This window comes from Micromonospora sp. AKA38, assembly GCF_027925725.1.
Lineage (GTDB): Bacteria > Actinomycetota > Actinomycetes > Mycobacteriales > Micromonosporaceae > Micromonospora.
The window spans coordinates 1,950,363-1,965,660 of record NZ_BNEI01000005.1 but is presented as its reverse complement, the minus strand read 5'-3'; the positions used below and the strand labels follow the sequence as shown (position 1 = coordinate 1,965,660).

Below are 15,298 nucleotides of genomic sequence, written 5' to 3'. Positions count from 1 at the left end.
CTCCTCAACCGACCGGGGACAGCGTGGCCGCGGTGCGGGCGTACCAGGCGGCGTGCTCGGCGATCAGGTCGCGCACCGCGAGCACGTCGTCCACGGTGGTCTCCGGGTTGAGCAGCGTCAGCTTCAGCCAGTGCGCGCCGTCCACCTTCGTGCCGGCGACAAGCGCCGCGCCGGAGGCGGCGAGCGCCTCCCGGGCGTGCAGGTTCGCCTCGTCCACCAGGTGCGGCGGCGCGTCGGGTGGCACGTACCGGAAGACCACGGTGCTCAACTGGGCGGGGGCCGCCACCTCGAAGCGGGGATCGGCGTCGAGGTGCCGCCAGGCGTCGGCGGCGAGGTCGACGACGCGGTCGAACAGCGCGCCGATCGCGTCCGGTCCCATGATCCGCAGCGTCAGCCACAGCTTGCCCGCGTCGAAGCGTCGGGTGGTCTGGAGGCTCTTGTCCACCTGGTTCGGGATGCCCTGCTCGGCCGCGCGGGCCGGGTTGAGGTAGTCGGCGTGCCAGGTGGCGTGCCGCAGCGTCCGGCCGTCGCGCACCAGCAGCGCGCTGGAGCTGACCGGCTGGAAGAACGACTTGTGGTAGTCGACGGTCACCGAGGCGGCCCGCTCGATGCCGTCGAGCAGGTGCCGGCGGGTGGGGGAGACCAGCAACCCGCACCCGTACGCGGCGTCCACGTGCAGCCAGACGCCGGCGGCGGTGCAGATGTCGGCGATCTCCGGCAGTGGGTCGATGGTGCCGAAGTCGGTGGTGCCGGCGGTGGCGACGACCGCCATCACCACCTGACCGTCGCGCCGGCAGCGGTCGATGGTGCGGGCCAGCTCGTCGGTGCGCATCCGCCGGCCGGCGTCGGTGGGCACGGTGAGCACCGCGTCGGCGGCGAGGCCGAGCAGCTTGGCGGCCTTCTGCACGCTGAAGTGACCGGCCGCCGAGGTGACGACGCGCAGCCGGGCCAGCACCTCCGGCCGGGCCGGCCGGGTGGCGGCCGAGCCCACCTCCCGCCGGTACGCCTCCTCCCGGGCCAGCAGCATCGCCTGGAGGTTCGACTGGGTGCCCCCGCTGGTGAACACGCCGTCGGCGGTGGCGCCGAGGCCGATCCGTTCGGCCGTCCAGTCGATCAGCCGGCGTTCCATCAGCGTCGCGCCGGCGCTCTGGTCCCAGGTGTCCAGCGAGGAGTTGACGGCGCTGAGCACCGCTTCGCCGAGCAGCGCCGGGATGACCACCGGGCAGTTCAGGTGGGCCAGGTAGCGCGGGTGGTGGAACCAGATCGCGTCGCGTAGCCAGATGTCGTGCAGCTCGTCCAGGGCGGCGTCGGTGTCGCCCAGCGGCCGGTCCAGGTCGATGCCGCCGACCAGCGGCGCGAGCGCCTCGGGCCGGACGCCGGTGCCCGGTCGGTCCACGTCGGCGACCCGGCGGGCGACCCGTTCGACGCCGCGGGTCAGCACGTCCCGGTACCGCTCGACGGATCCGGTGTGGAACAGGTGGGCGCGCGCGGCGCTGACGGTCGAACTCATGCGGCTTCCCGGTGGTCGTGCGGACAGGGGCGCGGCGACGGCCACGCGGCAGTCAGATTAGGTTAGGCTCACCTAACTATCAAGGAGGGGTGGTCGGATGCGTGTCGAACGCGACCGGTGGGGCGTACCGCAGCTGTGGGCCGACGACGTGGACGCGCTCGCGTACCTCCAGGGCCGCGTCACCGCGGGCGACCGGGCCTGGCAGCTCAGCGTCGAACGGTGGCGGGCGGAGGGGCGACTCGCCGCCCACGTCGGCGCCACGGAGCTGCCGTGGGACCGGTTCGCCAGGCGCGCCCGCCTGGACGACACCGCCCGCCGCTGCCACGACCGACTCGACCCGGCCACCCGCCGGTGGGTCGCGGCGTACGTCGACGGCGTCAACGACGGGCTCGCCGAGGGTGCCGCCGCCACGCCCGAGTTCGCCGCCACCGGCAGCGCGCCGGAGCCATGGCGGCCGTGGACGCCGCTCGGCGTGTTCCTGGTCCAGCACGCGCTGTTCTCCACGTTCCCGAACAAGCTCTGGCACGCGCACGTCGCCCGCACGCTCGGCCCCGACGCGGTCGGCCGGTTCGCGGTGGAGGGGCCGGCGTCCGCCGGCAGCAACGCCTGGGCGCTGCCCGCCGACCCGGCCACCGGACGCGGCCCGCTGATCGCCGGTGACCCGCACCGGCTGCTCGAACTACCCGGCGTCTACCAGCAGATCCGGCTCGCCTGCCCGGAGTTCGACGTGGTCGGGCTGGCCTTTCCCGGCGTACCCGGGTTGCCGCACTTCGGTCATGCCGGCGGGGTCGCCTGGGCCGTCACCAACGCGATGGCCGACTACCAGGACGTCTACCGCGAACAGCTCCGCCGCGACGGTGACCGGCTGCTGGCGCGCGACGCCGCCGGCTGGGTGCCGGTCGCGCGGCACGTCGAGGAGATCGAGGTGCGCGGCGGCCCGGTCGAACGCGTCGAGATCGTGGAGACGGCGCGCGGCCCGGTCGTCGACCACGACCGGGTCACCGGCGAGGCGCTCAGCCTGCGCACGCCGAGCCGTGTCGAGGCCCGGCTCGGCTTCGAGGCGCTGCTGCCGCTGCTGCGCGCCCGACACGCCGGCGACGTCGCGGACGCGCTGCGCGACTGGGTCGAGCCGGTCAACAGCGTGCTCGTCGCCGACCCCGGCGGCACGGTCCGGCGCCTGGTCGCCGGCCTGGTCCCGGTACGCGACGACCGCTGCCGCCGCGAGCCGGTGCCCGGCTGGGACCCGCGCCACCACTGGCGCGGCGACTACCTGCCGATGGTGGACGACAAGGTCGAAGGGGTCGCGGTCTGCGCCAACGACCGTCGCCCGGACGTCGCCGCGCACGGCGTCGACTTCGCGCCGCCGCACCGCGCCCGGCGGATCCGCGCCCTGCTCGCCGACGGCGTCGAGGCGTCCACCGTACACACCGACGCCCGCCTCCCCGCGACCCCGACGTACCGGCTGCTGCGCCGGCTCGACGCCGTCGGGCTCGGCGCGCCGGCCCGCGCGCTGTGCGACAGGCTGCTGGCCTGGGACCGCGAGATGGTGGCCGAATCGCCCGACGCCGGGGCGTACGCGGCCTGGCGTGCCGCGCTCGCCCGCCGGTTGATCACCCATCCGTCGCTGCGGGCGTTGCACGAGCCGTCCGGGTACGACGAGCTGTTCACCCCCTGGACCGACCCGGCGACCCGGATCGGCCTGGCCCTGGAACACCTCGTCGAGGAGCCCGGCGTCGACGTCGTGTCGCTCGGCGTCGACGCGCTGGTCGAGGTGGCCGCCGGGCCGCCGCCCGAGCCGTGGGGTCGCCGGCACCTGCCGCACCCACTGCACCTGGGCGTGGCCGCCGGGACCTCGGCCGCCGTCGCCGCGATGCGGGAGCGGGCGGCGCTCGGCGGGGACACCGACTGCGTGCTGGCCACGTCCGGTGTTCCCGGCGTCTCCGACACCTGCTGGCGGGGCCCGGTCGCCCGCTACGTCTGGGACCTGACCGACCGGGCGGCCAGCCGCTGGATCGTCCCGTTCGGCGCGTCCGGGCGGCCCGGCGACCCGCACTTCACCGACCAGTTTCCGCACTGGGCCGCCGGGACGCTGATCCCGGTGCCCGCCGACCCTCTTCCGAAGGACGACACCATGACGATTCCCCTGGAGCGCGACCCCGACCTCGGTGAGCTGGCGCTGGCGCCGGTGCGCCCGGACCGGCACGCCGAGCTGCTGCACGGCTGGGTCACGTTGCCCCGCAACCGGTTCTGGGGCATGGGCGCGCACACCCGCGACGAGGTGCGCGAGGTCTACGCCTTCCTGGACGGGCTGGACACCCACCACGCCTACCTGATCATGCTGGACGACGAGCCGGTCGGCCTGTTCCAGACCTACCGGCCGGAGGCGGACCCGGTGGGGGAGCGGTACCCGGTCCGGCCCGGTGACGTCGGCATGCACCTGCTGCTCAACCCGCCCCGACGGTACGCGCGCGGCCTCACCTCGGCGGTGGTGCCCGCGCTGATCCGGTTCCTGCTGCGCGACCCGGCGGCGCGGCGGGTGGTGGTCGAGCCGGACGTACGCAACGAGGCCGCACTGCGTCGTCTGCGGACCGAGGGCTTCGAGCCGGCCGCCGAGATCGACCTGCCGGGCAAGCGAGCCCAGTTGGCGTTCCTCACCCGCGAACGGTTCGAGGCCGCCGCCCCGGCAGACGACCCGGTCAGACCTCGGTGAGCCGGACCGCGTCGGCGATGATCAGGCCGGCGGCGGAACTCCACCGGCTCACCGCCACCCGGTCGGCGTCGCCGGCGGCCAGCGTGAACGTGCCGAGGGTGCGCCACTGCCCGCCGGTCGCCCGCTGGTCGACGTAGACGGTCCGGTTGCCGGTGGTGGTGGCCACGACGTACGGCGTCGAGGCGTTGTAGCCCGCGTTCGCCGGCCACCACGCCTCGACCCGGTAGTTGCCGGTGCGCGGGACGTTGAACCTGTACCAGGCGGCGTCGCTGGCGGCGACCGGGTCGGCGTAGCGGTAGTCGGCGCCGTAGCGCTGCCCGGAGAAGGACGAGACGCCCCAGTTGCCGCTGGCGGAGAAGCGGCCGGCGGTCGCGTTGTCCACGATCGAGGACCAGCCGCCGCCAGCGCCGGACATCTTCGCCGCGACGTCGGCCCGCATCGTGTTCAGGTCGATGAAGGACGGGTCGATCTTGCCGGTGGTGCTGGTCTCCCGGTGCCCACGGGCATAGCTGGAGTCCTTGCCGAGCCGGGTGAGCACGGCGGCGGTGGCGGCGATGCTGGCGGTGTACTGCGCGGTGGTCATCCGCTGGTCCACGCCGTTGTAGTCGATCTCCCACCCGATCATCAGGGTGTTGCCGTCGCCGGCCGGGATCGGCCCGCTGCCGCCGCTGACACCGGCGTGGTTGCACCGGCCGGCGGAGATCACGTGGAACACGCCGTGGTAGTCGACGAGCGCCTGGCAGAGCGGGCCGGCCAGGTCGGGGCGACCGTTGATGCAGATGTTCAACGCCGGGTGCGGGTTGGTGGCGCTGGAGGTGGCCGCGGTGTGGTGCCACAGCACGCCGATCGGGTCGAACGAGCCGGGGCGGGCCCGGTTGAGCCAGTCGCCCTCCACGACGACCTGCACGCCGGCGGCCCGCAGCACGTCCACCAGCCAGGGAATCGTGGCCATCACCGCTCCTGGAGCAGGTCGGCCAGGCACTCCGCCTTCGGCGCGGCGACGGCCGCGCCGGGACGGGCGACCACGGTCAGCGCGGCGGCCACCAGGGCCGGGATGCCGAGCAGACCTCGGCGCCGCAGACGGACGGATCGGGACGTGGGCATGGCGCTCCTTCGGCGACGACGCTCGGCATCCGATCAATCGACGGATGTGAGTGCGGGCACGCTATCCCGACGCGGGCCCCTCTGTCGATACCCTTCACCCCTACTCTTCCGAGCGAAAATATCTGCCGGCGATCGGGGTGCGCCGAACGGCGACGAGCCGGCCCCGCCGCTCGGCGGGACCGGCTCGACCGGGGGATCGACTCAGTTCAGGTGCGCCAGCAGTGCGGTGGCCATGCCCTGCTCGCCCCGGGCGTTCGGGTGGAACGGCGCGGCCGAGTTCTGCGGCACCAGGCCCTCCACCCAGCGGGTGCCGCTGCTCTTGCACGCGTCCTTGCCGATCGACGGGGTGTAGACGTCGGCGTAGCTCGCGCCGTTGGCCGCCGCGGTGTCGGCCAGCATGCTGTTCAGCGCCTTCTCCACCCCGCGCAGGTACGGCACGTCCTGGTAGGCGATCGGCACCACCGGCCAGCAGCCGTACCCGCTGTCCGGCAGGATCGCCGGGTAGCCGAGCACCACGACCCGCGCGTTCGGCGCGGCCTGCCGGACCGAGCGCAGCACGGTGGTCACCTTCGGCACGGTGGCCGCGATCCGGGCCCGGAGCTGGTCCGTGCCGCCGGCGGTGAACCGGTCCTTGCACGGCGAGCCGAGCGGGCTGCTGACGCTCGCCTCCGCGCAGTCGCTGATGATCCCGGAGAACCCGATGTCGTTGCCGCCGATCTGCACCGTCACCAGCGCCGTGGCCGAGGTGACGGCGTTGAGCTGCGGCGGCAGGTTGATGCCGAGCTGGCCGTCGCCGCCGTACAGGATGTCGTCGGTGGTGGCGCCGGAGCAGCTCACGTCCGCGAACGACGACGACCCGGCCGACGCGGCGACAAGCGTCGGGTAGTTGCGGTTGGACCGCAGGCAGTTCAGGTCGACCTGCGTGGGGATCAGTGGGCCGGCGGTGTACGAGTCGCCGAGCGCCACGTAGCGCCCGGCGGGCACGGCGGCGTTGGCGGGCGCGGTGACGGCGAGCAGCACGCCGGCGGTGGCCGCGGCGAGCGCGGCCAGTCGTGCGGCCGTACGCCTCAGCGGCAGGTGGGGACGGTTCATGGCGCCCTCCCGGGAGCGGGATCGGGGGTGGTGGTGGTCCGAGAGTCTGCCGCTGCCGGTGATATCCGTCAATATGTACGAACGCCATTAAGGGGTGGTCGGGGTGGTGGGCCGGCCCCGAGGAGGGGCCGGCCCACGCCGATCCCGTCAGGGACCGCTGACGATGCTTGTCACCTGGTGACCGCTGTCGACGGCGGCCCCGGTGTCGTTGATGACGTGGCTGATGGTGCCGACACCGCCCAGCGAGACCGTCACCATGTTGCGGAACCGCACCCCCGGGCGCGCCGGCACCTCGAACGCGCGGGCGCTCACCACGGCGGGGTTGACGTTGAAGAAGCAGTAGCTGCCCAACCCCCACGCCTGGTGGTTGGTGACCGAGTCGGCCACCTTGTACGCGGCCCAGCCCCGGGTCGACCCGTTCATCCAGGCGGCCTGGTTCGGCGGGTCGTAGGGCATCTCGTTCTGATAGAAGTAGGTCCGCCCGTTCTCGCCGTTCCAGATGGTCTGGTACTGCTGGTAGTGCTCCACGAACAGGCCGTAGAACGTGACGTCGTCGCCGTCGACGACCAGCCCGTTGCGGCCGGTGTTGACGGTCCAGCCGACCGTGCCGCTGTTGCCGTGGTCGGCCCGCCAGATCCACGCGTGGTCACCGATCACGTCGTCGCTGTTGATCTGCATGCTCACGGTCGCCCGGCCGGCGATCGCGCCGCCGACCCGGACGAAGACGTCGGAGAGCACGGTCGGGTCGGCGGCGTGGTCGGCGCTCGACCCGGGCGGACCGACCTGGAGCAGCACGTTCGAGTTCGTGGTGCCGGCGTCGAAGAGCACGCCGGCCAGCCGCACCCCGTCGACGTCGGCGATCGTCATCGCGGTGACCCCGTTACGCGGCACGAACGTGGCCAGGCCCAGGCCGAGCACGACGGTGCCCGGCCGGGTCACGTTCAGCGTCTGGTCGAGCTGGTAGACGCCGGGGGTGACCAGCAGGTGCCGCCCGGCGGCCAGCGCCGCGTTGATGCTCGCCGCGGTGTCGCCGGGCCGCACGATCTGGAACTGGCTCAGCGAGATCGACCGGCCGGCCGGGGTGCCGGCGGCCCAGGTGGTGCCGGCGGTGTCGGTGCGCTTCGCGGGCACGAACACGCGGTACGCGCCGGCCGCGTCCACGTACAGGTAGGGCTTCTCGGCCACCACCGGCGCGGTGCTGATCGTGGTGTACGGCGGGGTCGGGAAGCTGTTGCCCGGCGCGCCCTGCACCCCCACGAAGACCTGGTTCCAGTTGGACCCGGTCCAGCCGCCGATCTGCGAGCTGCGGGTGATCCACTGCTGCTGCGAGCCGGACTGGATCTGCCCGTCGACCTTGGTGTCGGAGATCCAACCCCCGGAGGACCAGCCGCCGTCGGAGAGCGCCAGGTTGCCGCGCACGTGCATCCGGCGGTACGGCGCGGCCTGCGACACCGACCACCGCTCCAGCCCACCGGTCGGGTTGACGGTCAGCCCCTCCGCCGAGCGCCAGAAGTTCTGGGTGGCGTTCTGCGAGCCGTCCGGCCACCAGTCCGCCTCGACGTGCACCCGGCCGTTGACGGTGGTCTGGCCGGGGGTGAGGCCCAGGCCGGCGACCTGGGTGAAGAAGCCGACGTTGGCGTCCACCGCGTAGCTGCCGGGCTTGAACAGCAACGCGTACCGGGCGTTGCCGAACTGGTTGGTCTCCTGCTGGGCGAAGACCGTGTTCAGCCGGTTCTGGATGGTCGAGGTCGACATCGACGGGTCGAAGACGCTGACGTTCGGGCCGAGGTCCGGATTGGTCACCGGCGTGTCCGAGGGGGGTGGCCCGGTGGGGGTGCCGGTCGGCGGCGGGGTGGTCGGGGTGCTCACGCCGGTGAGTGTCCACTTCTGGTTGGCCGAGCCGGCGCACGACCAGATCTGCATGGTCGCGCCGTCGGCCTGGTTGTTGTCGCGGATGTCGAGGCACTTGCCGGACGCGGTGTTGACCAGGTCCCCGGCGGCGGTGAGCGTCCAGCGCTGGGTGGTGACCGTGGCGTAGCAGGTCCAGATGTGCACGGCGGCGCCGTTGGCGGTTCCGTTGTTCGCGACGTCCAGGCACTTGCCCTGGGACCGCACCGAGCCGTCGTCGGCGAGCGTCCACTTCTGGCTGGCGACGGTCGGGTAGCAGGTCCACATGTGCACGGTCGCGCCGTCGGCGGTGGAGTTGTTCGCCACGTCGAGGCACTTGCCGTTCGCGGCGCTCACCAGCGAGCCGGTGCTGGCGGCGTACGCCCCGGTCGGGGCGAGGACGGCGACCGCGCCGACCGCGCCGAGCACGGCGGCGACCCCGCCGCACGCGGTGAGCCGGCCGGGCCATCGTCGGTACGCCGCTCCGAATCGCATCATTTCGGGCACCTTTCGTCGCCGGCACGCGGCGCGGGCGGCACGTGTGCCGTGGGGGTGGTGGGGTGGGGGTGCTACCGCCACGTAACCGCGTGAGAGTGACCGGAGTCAATGAAATCGGACGGTTCCGGAACTCGGTACACGCTCGGTCACCGCCGCGCGACGATACTCAGCGGGTCAGGCCGACGAGCGCCGCGATCCGGGCGACGTCGGCCGCCGCCGGGTCGAGCCGGGCGATGTCGGCGAGCAGGGTACGCGCGACCGGGCGGCACCGGACCTCGGCGGGCGCGATCCGATCGGCGTCGACGAGCGCCCGCCCGGCGGCGGTGAGATCGCCGGTGGCGACCTGGGCGCCGGCGGCGTCGACCAGATGGGCTGCTCGGTGCTCGGCCGGAAGCCGCCGCCACCCGTCGGTGCGGACGGCGTGCTGGTGCCGGCGCACCGCCTCGGCGTCGTCGCCCAGGGCGAGTGCGGCGAGGAAGCGGCCCAGCAGCACGACGGTGGGGCAGAACCCGACGTGGTGCGGGTCGTTGTCGGGCGTACCCCGGTCGGCCAGTGCGGCGGCGCGGCCGAGCAGGTCGTCGGCGTGGTGGCGGTCGTCGGCACCGGCGGCGGCGATGCCGGCCTGCACCAGCAGCGTGCCGCGTACCCCCGGATCGGTGGTGGTGTCGACGGCCGCGAGGGCGGCGGTGCGGGCGAGGCGGTGGCGGCCCAGCGCGCGCAGCGCCTGCGCGACGGCGATGCTCGCGGTGGCGGCGCGGGTCGGGTCGTCGTTGGCGGTGGCGACGGCCCGGTCCGCGGCCAGCCAGGCCAGATCGGCCTCGCCGAGCTTGACGAGCACCGAGGCGGTGATCCGGTACGCCGGCAGCAACAGCTCCGGGGTGCCGTGGGCGGCGTCGAGCAGGGCGGGCAGCGCGCGCAGAAGCTGGGCGTAGTGGGCGTGCTGGTAGGTCAGCCAGGCGTGCGCGACGTGCCGGCGCACCTGCTCCGCCTCTGCTGTCGGGGAGGGCGGTCGGTGGTAGCGGGCGAGCGCGGCGCGGACCGCCTCCACACCGTCCAACCCGGACGCCGCCGTCGGCACGGATCGGCGCGGATCGAGCAGGACCGCCGGGTCCACGCGGAGCACCTCGGCGATCTCCTGGATGACCGAGTAGCGGTCCAGTGCGCGTACGCCGCGTTCGACCTTGTCGACCCAGCTCTTCGACTTGCCGAGCCGGTCGGCCAGCATCTGCTGGGTCATCCGCCGCCGCACCCGCCAGCGGGACACCCGCCGCCCGATCGGCGCCTCGTCGGTCTCCCGCAGACGTGGCCCGGTCACCGCTGCCGCCCCATTGGCGGGCGCATGGCCTCGGTGGACGCTCCACAGCGCGGACACCAGCGGGACTTCACCCGGAACGCGAGCAACCCGAGCAGAAAGCCCGGCACCAGCCCACCGAGGACGATCGACACGACTACCGAAGCCAGTTCCCTCACCTCCTGTGTCGTAGGTTCTACTTAGAGTGAAATCCGGTGCGCTGATGGTCGGTAGACCGGCTAGCCATCGGGCATGTTGAACGCGTTGAACAGAGACCAGTGGCACGGAAGGCCGGCGAATGACGCGGGCACCGAAGCAGCGCAACGAGCGGTTGCGGAACGCGATCTCGGAGTGCAGATGGTCGTACGAGTCGTGCGCTTCGGCCGTACGCACCGTCGCCCGCGAGAACGGCGAGGCGCAATTCTCGTGCGACCGATCCCATGTCGGACATTGGATCGCCGGCGTGAAGCCCCTCGGTGGCACCGCCCGATATCTGGCCGAAGCGATCTCCCGCCGACTCGGTCGGGTGGTTGATCCGGCCTGTCTGGGGCTTCTCACAGGCGGTAGTCTTGAGGCCGACCTAGGCGGCCTGGATTGGTGGGGACGTGCACCGGCCATCGATCTCCTGACAGTCGGGAGGGCCGACTTGGAGCGACGAGCGTTCGGGCGCACCGCCCTGTACTCGCTGGCGGCACTCGCCGTCCCACTCGAATCCTGGCAGGAGATTGCGGATCGGGGCCGGCGTGCGCAGGGTGGCGACGCTGCCGTCGGCCGTCGAGAGATCGACGCCGTGCGGGACATGCTGACGGTGTTCAGCACGGCTGACGAACGGTTTGGGGGAGGGCACGCCCGTCTCGCCGTGGTCCAGTACCTCACCTCCGATGTGGCCGGTCTTCTTCAGGGGCGTTTCTCTACCGATCGCGACCGGGTGGCGATGTTCAGTGCTGCCGCCGAAATGACCTACCTCGCCGGCTGGAAAGCCTTCGACTCATCCCTGCACGGGCTGGCCCAGCGCTACTACGTCCAGTCGCTGCGCCTCGCGAACGAAGCAGACGATCGGGCCCTCGCCGGCTTCACGCTGCGCGCGATGGCACACCAGGCGGTGGACCTCGGCCACGGGCAGGAGGCACTAAGACTCGCCACCTCCTCCCTCGAATGGTCGAAGGGAAGAACGACCCCCGCCGCGACCGCGCTCTTCACCATCCTTGCCGCCCGGGGGCACGGTGCGACGGGTGACCGCGCACGCGCGTCAGCGGCGATCCGCGCGGCGGAGGCACATCTCGCGGACGCCTCGCCCGACGACGAGCCGACCTGGATCAGGACCAGCGGTTTCACCGAAACCTCCCTCGCCAGCCAGGCCGGCCAGGCGTTGCGGGACCTCGGTGACCTTCCTGCGGCCGAAACTCAGCTCCAGCGGTCGATCGCCACGCGGGACACCGAGGCGTACCGCCGCACTCACACGCTGACGCTTGCCAACCTCGCCGACGTCCAATGCGCTCAGGGACGGCTACGGGACGCCGCCGAGAACTGGAACCATGCGATGGACGCGATGGCGGGGGTTCGGTCCGGGCGGGCATCCGCAGCGGTGACGAACATTCGGACGCGCCTTGGCAGCCTCGGCCAGCGGCTGCCCTCCTTCGCCAAGCGACTCGATCAGCGAGCCGCCGCATTCATCAAGGAGTTGAGCAAGCATGGAACGTGACGCCTGGCGCAAGTCGAGCCGCTCCGGGAGCAACGGGCAGTGCGTCGAGGTGCGCGATCGGGGCGTCATGGTCGACGTGCGCGACTCCAAGGCCCCCGCGACCGGGGTGTTGAGCTTCGACGCCGCAGCCTGGAGCGCGTTCGTCGACAACCTGAAGCAGCGGTCCCCGCTCTCATAGATCTTGGTAGGAATTGGCCCCTGTGAGGGCCCTTTTCTTCCAAGGTCTACACGCCCCGTGCGGTGGAACGTGTTGAGCGGCTGGGGAGGCGTGGCGCGGGGTTGGCTACGCGGGTGCCTTTCCTCGCGTGCGCGCTGCCGTGGACGACGTCGCGGCCAGTTCGGGCCGCGCCGGTAGGAAGACGGTGGGGACGCCCAACGACTGGTTCATCGCGGCGAGCCGCTGTTCGGCCTGGAGGTCGGTGGTGTTCCGCACGCCACGGATGATCACTCCCGCACCGTGGCGACGGCAGTAGTCGGCGGTCAACCCGCGCCACGCCGCCACGGTGACGGTGGTCCACCCGGCCGGCAGGGCGGTCCGGACGGCGGCTGCCCGCTGCTCCTCGCCGGTGCCCGGCTGTTTGTCGCCGTTGACCGCGACGAGCACGACCACCTCGTCGAAGAGGCCGCGCGCCCGGTCCACCACGTCCAGGTGTCCGGGCGTGACGGGATCGAAGGTGCCGGGATAGACGGCCCGGACAGGCGCGCGCCCCGCAATCGCCCGCGCCGGATGTGAACCTGCCGCTGGTTCGGCTGTCCCGGCCGTGTCGGTCCGCATGGCCCGACTGTAGGTGGCCGGCGTCCCGGCCTGATGATCGGCCGGAGCGAGGCAGGGGCCGGTCGAAGGTGCGGCCGGTGAGTCGTTTCTGCTCTCAGCTCGACAGGCGCCGGGCGTCGGAGGGTTGCCGGCGGCTGGCCGACGCCCCGGCCGGAAGGGTGACTGTCCTCAATGGCAGGGTCATCACGGCGCTCAGGAGAAGGGCGCGACGGTATTTCTTCGTGACGCGAACTAAAGGCGGGTTGATCGTGGGTGCCGAGGTGGTGGCATCGACGGAACCAGCCCTGTCCGGACGCGTCCAACACTGCCATTTGTCCAGTTCGCGGCTCGGGGTGCCGCGCCCGCGAGACCAGATCGTGACTTGACGCAATAGTTCGTTCGCCGTAGGAAGGAAGTGTGACAGACGTGGTGACCCCACCGACGAGCCCGGTCAGCCGGGAGCGGTCGAAGGAGATCAAGCGCAGCAGCGTGATCTCCGCCGCCCGCTCCGCCCGGGTGCTGTCCCGTGCCGAGCTGACCGAGCTGACCGGGCTGAGCCCCGCCACGCTCACCCCGCTGGTCCGGGACCTGATTGCCGAGGGCTACCTGATCGAGCGCGGCCCCGGCGCCTCCCGGGCCGGCCGCCCCCGCGCCATCCTCGAGTTCAACCCCCGCGCCGAGCTGGTCGCCGCCGTCGCGCTGGAACCGGCCCGGATCAGCTGCGAGATCGCCGACAGCGACGGCGCCGTCATCGCCCACCGCACGGTGCGGCGTACCGGCGACATCGTCGACCTGATCTGCACCGCCGTGCCGGAACTGGCCGGCGACGGGCTGCCCGCGCTGCGGGGCGTGGCCATCGCCGCGCCCGGCGTCTCCACCGGCGGCGCGGTCCGGCTCGCCCCCTCGGTCGGGCTGGTCGAGGCGCGCCCGGTGGGGGAGTCGGTGCAGCGGCGGCTCGGCGTGCCGGTGGTGGTCGACAACGACGTGAACCTGATGGCCGCCGGTGAGCACGCGGCCGGCGCCGGGACCGACGTCGCCGACCTGCTCCTGCTGCACGTCGCCGACGGCATCGGCGCCGGGCTGGTGCTGGACGGGCAGGTCCGTCGCGGCTCCGGCGGCGCGGCCGGCGAGGTCGGCTTCCTGCCGCTCGACCCGGCCGACCGGGGGCACGACGGCATCGGCCCGTTCGAGGCCCGCTGGTCCGCCGGCGCCATCGCCGAGCGGGTGGTGGCCCTGGCCCCGGGCCGACGGCCGGCCGCGCCGGTACGGGCGCTCGTCGAGCTGGCCGCCGCCGACGAGCGGGCCGGCGCGTACCTGGCCGAGGTGCTCGCCGCCTGGGCCCGGCTCATCGTCTCCTGCGCCTGCGTGATCGACCCGGGCCGGGTGCTGCTCAGCGGCGCCGCGGCCGACCTCGACGACGCCGCCGTGGACCGGCTCCAGGCGCTGGTGTCCGCCGGCGCGCCCAGCCCGACCGAGGTCCGCCGCGCGGTCCTCGGCGACCAGGCGGTGCTGCACGGCGCGGTCAGCTACGCGCTGTCGGCCGCCGCGTCCGGCCTGTCCACCCTGCTACCCGCTCCCTGACCGCTCCACCCCCCACAACACCCCTCGGAGGTACCCCATGAGACGTCGACTCCTGCTCGCCGGTGCGCTCGCCACCGTCCTCGCCGCCGGCACCGCCTGCGGCGGCGGCTCCGGTGACTCCGGCTCCGGCTCCGGCGAGGCCGAGAAGCTGACGATCTACACGGCCCGCGACAAGAAGGTCACCACCTTCGTCGTCGACAAGTTCACCGCCAAGTACCCCGAGTACAAGGGCAAGGTCGAGGTGCTCAACCTGGGCGCCCAGGAGATCCTGGAGCGGGTCCGGGCGGAGAAGGCCAACCCGCAGGCCGACGTCTGGTGGGGCGGCACCCAGCAGGGCCTCGCGTCGGGCGCCTCCGAGGACCTGCTCACGAGCTGGAAGCCGTCGTTCGCCGACAAGATGGACGAGAAGTACAAGGACCCGCAGGGCCGGTGGTTCGGCGAGATCCTGCTGCCCGAGGTCATCATGTACAACAACAAGGCGCTCACCCCGGAGCAGGCCCCGAAGGACTGGGACGACCTGCTGAAGCCGGAGTTCAAGGACAAGATCATCATCCGGGACGTGGCCGCGTCCGGCACCATGCGGTCGATCTACGCCTCGATGATCGTGCGGCAGTCACCGGACGGCAGCAACCCGCAGCCCGGCTACGACTGGCTGAAGAAGCTCGACGCCAACACCGGCGCGTACGCCGCCAACCCCACCGACCTCTACCTGAAGCTGTCCCGCCAGCAGGGCACGCTGAGCGCCTGGAACCTCCAGGACATCCTGCTCCAGGCCAACCAGGCCAACATGCCGTTCGGCTACGTGATGCCGACCTCCGGCGCCCCGGTGCTGGTCGACGGTCTGGCCCAGGTCAAGGGCGGCAACAGCGAGGGCGCGCAGAAGTTCCTGGAGTTCCTCTTCGACGACTCGCTCCGCGCCGAGCTGGCCAAGGACTACTACCAGATCCCGGCCGTGGACATCGCGGAGAAGCCGGAGTGGCTGGCCCAGCTCAACCTCAAGCCGCTGGACGTCGACTGGGACGTGATCGGCAAGAACGAGACCGAGTGGATCAACCACTGGAACAGCCAGATCAAGAACAAGGGCTGACCGGCCGGGACGCCGGGTGCCACGCGCGCCCGGCGTCCCGCCGTCGCCGTCCCGCACCACCCACCCCGTCACCGGTCCGATC

The 15,298-nt window shown here is 72.6% G+C and carries 12 protein-coding genes and 1 pseudogene; 6 read left to right on the top strand and 7 right to left on the bottom strand.

Translation table 11 applies throughout. The features are described from left to right. Positions 1-4: 4 nt before the first annotated feature. A complete protein-coding gene (locus TPA0908_RS25665; RefSeq protein ID WP_281942073.1) occupies positions 5-1,510 on the bottom strand; it encodes a pyridoxal phosphate-dependent decarboxylase family protein in 1,506 nt (501 codons plus the stop codon). A 97-nt stretch (positions 1,511-1,607) separates the two neighbouring features. On the opposite strand from TPA0908_RS25665, the pseudogene TPA0908_RS25660 reads away from it, so the two are divergent. Together TPA0908_RS25660 and TPA0908_RS25655 are read left to right on the top strand one after the other, a co-directional pair. After that, a pseudogene (locus tag TPA0908_RS25660) lies at positions 1,608-3,620 on the top strand (penicillin acylase family protein); the annotation flags it as partial. 21 nt (positions 3,621-3,641) lie between these two features. After that, positions 3,642-4,220: a GNAT family N-acetyltransferase gene (locus TPA0908_RS25655; protein ID WP_281942701.1), complete on the top strand. Its 579-nt coding sequence runs from the start codon at positions 3,642-3,644 to the stop codon at positions 4,218-4,220. Here TPA0908_RS25655 and TPA0908_RS25650 read toward each other — a convergent pair. The 5 genes from TPA0908_RS25650 to TPA0908_RS25630 all read right to left on the bottom strand — a co-directional run bounded on the left by TPA0908_RS25650 (position 4,207) and on the right by TPA0908_RS25630 (position 10,116). Then, complete coding sequence (locus tag TPA0908_RS25650) at positions 4,207-5,172, bottom strand: golvesin C-terminal-like domain-containing protein (protein WP_281942071.1); 966 nt, start codon at positions 5,170-5,172, stop codon at positions 4,207-4,209. The genes TPA0908_RS25655 and TPA0908_RS25650 overlap by 14 nt on opposite strands. Further along, positions 5,172-5,324: a hypothetical protein gene (locus tag TPA0908_RS25645; protein ID WP_281942069.1), complete on the bottom strand. Its 153-nt coding sequence runs from the start codon at positions 5,322-5,324 to the stop codon at positions 5,172-5,174. Before TPA0908_RS25645 ends, TPA0908_RS25650 begins: the two co-directional genes overlap by 1 nt. 201 nt (positions 5,325-5,525) lie before the next feature. Next, positions 5,526-6,416 carry an SGNH/GDSL hydrolase family protein gene (locus tag TPA0908_RS25640; protein ID WP_281942067.1) on the bottom strand — a complete coding sequence of 297 codons (891 nt, stop codon included), beginning with the start codon at positions 6,414-6,416 and terminating at the stop codon, positions 5,526-5,528. A gap of 147 nt (positions 6,417-6,563) precedes the next feature. Then, positions 6,564-8,801: a ricin-type beta-trefoil lectin domain protein gene (locus tag TPA0908_RS25635; RefSeq protein WP_281942065.1), complete on the bottom strand. Its 2,238-nt coding sequence runs from the start codon at positions 8,799-8,801 to the stop codon at positions 6,564-6,566. Between the two features lie 166 nt (positions 8,802-8,967). Then, complete coding sequence (locus TPA0908_RS25630; protein ID WP_281942063.1) at positions 8,968-10,116, bottom strand: helix-turn-helix domain-containing protein; 1,149 nt, start codon at positions 10,114-10,116, stop codon at positions 8,968-8,970. 274 nt (positions 10,117-10,390) lie between these two features. Between TPA0908_RS25630 and TPA0908_RS25625 the strand changes: the two genes are divergently transcribed. Together TPA0908_RS25625 and TPA0908_RS25620 are read left to right on the top strand one after the other, a co-directional pair. Further along, positions 10,391-11,794 (top strand): Tat pathway signal protein, encoded by a 1,404-nt coding sequence (locus TPA0908_RS25625; RefSeq protein ID WP_281942061.1) that lies wholly within the window; start codon positions 10,391-10,393, stop codon positions 11,792-11,794. Next, complete coding sequence (locus TPA0908_RS25620) at positions 11,784-11,972, top strand: DUF397 domain-containing protein (protein WP_281942059.1); 189 nt, start codon at positions 11,784-11,786, stop codon at positions 11,970-11,972. The genes TPA0908_RS25625 and TPA0908_RS25620 overlap by 11 nt, the downstream gene beginning before the upstream one ends. Positions 11,973-12,077: 105 nt before the next feature. Here the strand turns inward: TPA0908_RS25620 and coaD are convergent, their stop codons facing one another. Continuing rightward, entirely contained in the window at positions 12,078-12,569 is a 492-nt protein-coding gene (gene coaD / locus TPA0908_RS25615) for a pantetheine-phosphate adenylyltransferase (protein ID WP_281942057.1), read from the bottom strand. Between the two features lie 396 nt (positions 12,570-12,965). Between coaD and TPA0908_RS25610 the strand changes: the two genes are divergently transcribed. Together TPA0908_RS25610 and TPA0908_RS25605 are read left to right on the top strand one after the other, a co-directional pair. Continuing rightward, positions 12,966-14,129, top strand: coding sequence for an ROK family protein (locus TPA0908_RS25610; protein WP_281942055.1), 1,164 nt, complete (start codon positions 12,966-12,968; stop codon positions 14,127-14,129). 37 nt (positions 14,130-14,166) lie between these two features. Then, entirely contained in the window at positions 14,167-15,216 is a 1,050-nt protein-coding gene (locus TPA0908_RS25605) for an extracellular solute-binding protein (protein WP_281942054.1), read from the top strand. Positions 15,217-15,298: the final 82 nt, after the last annotated feature.